Consider the following 3,989-nt stretch of genomic DNA (forward strand, 5'->3'; position numbering starts at 1 on the left):
CCTCTCGGGCTTTCCTCCGGGCTTTTCCCTTCGGTCTTTCGTGTTTCCAGCTTAGCAGATCCGATTTCCGTTTCTGCCACCCGCTGGAGCGGGCTGCCGAGCTGTTCTTCGCTTTCGCGTTTCCCTTTCCGGCGATTCCGACTTTATCAGATTCATTTCGGCCGACCTAATCGGTGGCTTCGTGATTCGAATAAGGAATCGGGGTGGCTCCGTGGAAGTTCGACTTCACGACCGGAGCGAGAGAGATTCTAGCTGCTGGCCTTCGAACTTGTCCAGTCCGAGGCAACCGTTTGAATCTACCTCCCCACGCGAACCGTGTCAACGGTTTTTGCGGGCGAAGAGGAGACTAGCAGGTCAGCGGGGTGGTCCGCACATCAGGCGGCCGTCGGCACGGTCGCGCTGCGGTCGGCCTCCTCGACGTCGCCCGTGTCGCCGGCGCGGGCCGCACGACCGCCCAGGACATAGACGTAGACGAGAAATGCCAGTTCAGCGGCGACGCCGATGGCGATGCGCGCCCAGGTCGGGAGGCCCGAGGGGGTGACGAACCCTTCGATGAGGCCCGAGAGGAAAAGGACGAGGGCCAGCCCGATCGCCATTCCCACGGCCGCGCGGCCCTGCTGGGCGAGGGCGGCACGGCGGGTCATGGGACCGGGGTCGATGAGGGTCCAGCCGAGGCGCAGTCCGGTGCCTGCGGCGACGAAGACCGCGGTCAGCTCCAGGAGGCCGTGCGGGATGAGCAGTCCCAGCATGATGTCGAGGCGTCCGGCGGAGGACATCAGGCCGATGGCCACCCCGAGGTTCAGCATGTTCAGGAAGAGGATCCAGAGCACCGGGACACAGAGGAAGGCGCCCAGGACCAGGCACATGGCGGCGGCCTGGGCGTTGTTCGTCCAGACCTGGGCGGCGAAGGAGGCCGCCGGGTGGCTGGAGTAGTACGTCTCGTACTGGCCGCCGGGGCGGGTCATCTCGCGCAGTTCGGCCGGTGCGCCGATCGCGGACTGGACCTCGGGGTGTGTACCGATCCACCAGCCCATGACGGCCGCGAGGAGCAGGGAGAGGACGGCCGTCGGGACCCACCAGTGGCGGGAGCGGTAGACGGCGGCGGGGAAGCCGGCCGTGAAGAACTCGGCCACGTCGCGCCAGGAGGAGCGGCGGGTGCCGGTGACCGTGGCGCGGGCGCGGGCGACGAGCTGGGTGAGCCTGGCGGTGAGCATGGGGTCCGGGGCGGCGGACTGGATGAGCGAGAGATGGGTGGCGGTCCGCTGGTAGAGGGAGACGAGCTCGTCCGCCTCGGCGCCGCTGAGCTTTCCGCCTCGGCGCAGAAGCTGGTCGAGGCGGTCCCACTCGGCTCGGTGGGCGGTGACGTAGACGTCGAGGTCCATGATCGGCTGCTGCTCCAGGCACTGGGTGCGTACGGGTCCGTACTACTGCGGCGCGCTGCGGGTCAGCTTGGCAGACTGTCGTACTGAGGGGTCGGGAAGGTCGGAGAAGGGTGGGCGCCGTGAGCGGGGTGGTGACGGGGGATGCCGTCGTTCTGGGGTTGCAGCCGGCGCGCCTGCCGAGCCGGGCGCTGGCGCTGGCGCTCGATCTCGTGGCGGTGTGGGCGGTCTATCTGCTGATCACCGTCGGGCTGGCGTTGGCGACGGCCTCGTTGGACGAGGCCGCGCAGATGGCGGTGTCGATCGCCTCGTTCCTGCTGGTGCTGGTGGGGGCGCCGATCGCGGTGGAGACGCTGTCGCACGGGCGGTCGCTGGGGAAGCTGGCCTGCGGGCTGCGGGTGGTGCGGGACGACGGCGGGCCGATCCGCTTCCGGCATGCGCTGGTGCGCGGGGCGATGGGGATCGTGGAGATCCTGATGACGTTCGGGGTCGTCGCCTGCATCGCGTCGCTGGTGTCGGAGCGGGGGCGGCGGGTCGGGGACGTGTTCGCGGGGACGTTGGTCGTGCGTGAGCGGGTGCCGGCGGCTCGGAGCGCGATCGTTCCGCCTCCTCCGCCGTGGCTCGTGGGCCGGTTCACCGAGCTGGATCTGTCCGCGGTGCCGGATGCGCTGTGGCTGGAGATACGGCAGTACCTGACGCGGATGCGGCAGCTGGACCCGGACGTGGGGCGGCGGCTCGCGGAGCGGCTGGCCGATGAGCTGGTCGCGCGGACCGGGACGCCTCCCCCGCCGGGTGTGCCCGCCGCGGCGTATCTGGCCGCGGTGGTCGCCGAGCGGCAGGCCCGGGAGGCGCGTCGGGCGTTCGCCCCGGCGGCGCAGGGGGCGGGCGGGCAGGTTCCGGGGGGCGCCGCTCCGGTGGCGCGGCCGGTGAGCCCGGCTTCGGGTGCGGAGCCCGCGCCTCAGGTCGGCGGCCCCGCCGCCCCGGCCATCGTGGACCAGCCAGCCGTGGACCCGTCGGCCGTGGCGCCGGAGGTGCGCGGGTCGGGTGCGTCGACCGGGTTCGCGCCGCCGGCCTGAGCAAGAGCCTCGGCGATCAGGCCGCGCCGGGGAGCGGCGCACGGGGTCTCCCAGGGCCCTGGGGGCGGATCGCCGGGCGGAGGCGGCAGCCGATGTGGAGCGTCGGCGACCGACGACGGCGCGGCGAGGCGCGGTGGCGGACGCCGCGGGCCCGGCCTGATCGGCAAGACCCCCTAGGGCCAGACGGACGGCGGGGTCTCCAGGGCTTCGAGTTCGATGCCGGGGGCGGAGAGGACCACGTCGCCGGCGATGTGGACCGTGTGCTGCTCCCCCGTGTCCAGGGCGTCGACCCGGTACTCGTCCACGATCAGACGGCCGTTGTCAGTGGGGTGGGTTTCACTGTTCACCAGGGCCCAGGACTGGTCGATCGTCAGGGGGGCGAGCACGGGATCCGTGAAGGCGACGAGCCGGACGCGGGTCGCGGGGGAAGCGGGGGTGAGTCGCAGGAGTCGCGTGATCGCGACGAGGAACGCCGGTGAGGTGCCGGTGAAGGCATGGGCGCGCACATTGCCTTCCGTGGCGTGGGTGCCGGTGGGGTCCGTACGGACCCAGGTGACGCCGTCGAGGGCCGCTCCGCGGACCTGCCAGCTCGCGGCGTGGAGTTCGAGGCGGATGGGGCGGCCGAGTTCGTCGATGGCCAGGTCGACGGAGCCGGCGTGTTCGCCGGAGGGGGTGGTGGTCTGTGAGACGTAGCGCCAGCCGGAGGGGCCGGGCGCGCAGTTGAAGTGCTCTTCACCGAGGGGGGTGTGATCGTGCGGATCATGGAGCGAATAGCGGCCGCGGGGCATGGGTCCTCGGGGTGCTTGCGGGGGCGGTAGACGAGGCAGGCCCCCGGCACGGGGGTGCGGGGGCCTGCCTTTTCCTCTACGGGTGACCGGGACGGGCGTGTGTCAGTGCACGGGCGCCGTCGGTCCCGGGATCAGTAGCGGTAGTGGTCCGGCTTGTACGGGCCCTCGACCTCGACGCCGATGTACGCGGCCTGCTCGGGGCGGAGGGTCGTGAGCTTCACGCCCAGGGCCGCGAGGTGGAGGCGGGCGACCTTCTCGTCCAGGTGCTTCGGGAGCACGTAGACGTCGGTCGGGTACTCCTGCGGCTTGGTGAAGAGCTCGATCTGGGCCAGCGTCTGGTCCGCGAAGGAGTTCGACATCACGAAGGACGGGTGGCCGGTCGCGTTGCCCAGGTTCAGCAGGCGGCCCTCGGAGAGGACGATCAGGACCTTGCCGTCGGCGAACGTCCAGGTGTGGACCTGCGGCTTGACCTCGTCCTTGACGATGCCGTCGATCTTGGCGAGGCCGGCCATGTCGATCTCGTTGTCGAAGTGGCCGATGTTCCCGACGATGGCCTGGTGCTTCATCTTGGCCATGTCGGAGGCCATGATGATGTCCTTGTTGCCGGTCGTGGTGATGAAGATGTCGGCCGTCTCGACGACATCGTCCAGGGTCGCGACCTGGTAGCCGTCCATCGCCGCCTGGAGGGCGCAGATGGGGTCGATCTCGGTGACGATGACGCGGGCGCCCTGGCCGCGGAGGGACTC

At 70.8% G+C, this 3,989-nt stretch carries 4 protein-coding genes; 1 reads left to right on the forward strand and 3 read right to left on the reverse strand.

Going from position 1 to position 3,989, the window contains the following annotated elements; translation table 11 throughout:
- Positions 1–374: 374 nt before the first annotated feature.
- On the reverse strand, positions 375–1,382 hold the full coding sequence (locus tag AB0D99_RS35470) for a stage II sporulation protein M (RefSeq protein ID WP_362372312.1): 1,008 nt from the start codon (positions 1,380–1,382) through the stop codon (positions 375–377).
- 119 nt (positions 1,383–1,501) lie between these two features.
- On the opposite strand from AB0D99_RS35470, the gene AB0D99_RS35475 reads away from it, so the two are divergent.
- Positions 1,502–2,455 carry an RDD family protein gene (locus AB0D99_RS35475; RefSeq protein ID WP_362372314.1) on the forward strand — a complete coding sequence of 318 codons (954 nt, stop codon included), beginning with the start codon at positions 1,502–1,504 and terminating at the stop codon, positions 2,453–2,455.
- Positions 2,456–2,628: 173 nt separating this feature from the next.
- On the opposite strand, the gene AB0D99_RS35480 is transcribed toward AB0D99_RS35475, so the two are convergent.
- Both AB0D99_RS35480 and AB0D99_RS35485 read right to left on the reverse strand, forming a co-directional pair.
- The gene (locus tag AB0D99_RS35480) at positions 2,629–3,243 is read right to left on the reverse strand and encodes a hypothetical protein (RefSeq protein WP_362372317.1); all 615 of its coding nucleotides are present in this window, start codon (positions 3,241–3,243) and stop codon (positions 2,629–2,631) included.
- A 131-nt stretch (positions 3,244–3,374) separates the two neighbouring features.
- On the reverse strand, positions 3,375–3,989 hold a 615-nt coding region (locus AB0D99_RS35485; RefSeq protein ID WP_362372320.1), incomplete at its 5' end, for an adenosylhomocysteinase.

Origin of the sequence: Streptomyces sp. NPDC047971 (assembly GCF_040653355.1) — a bacterium.
Taxonomy (GTDB): Bacteria; Actinomycetota; Actinomycetes; order Streptomycetales; family Streptomycetaceae; genus Streptomyces.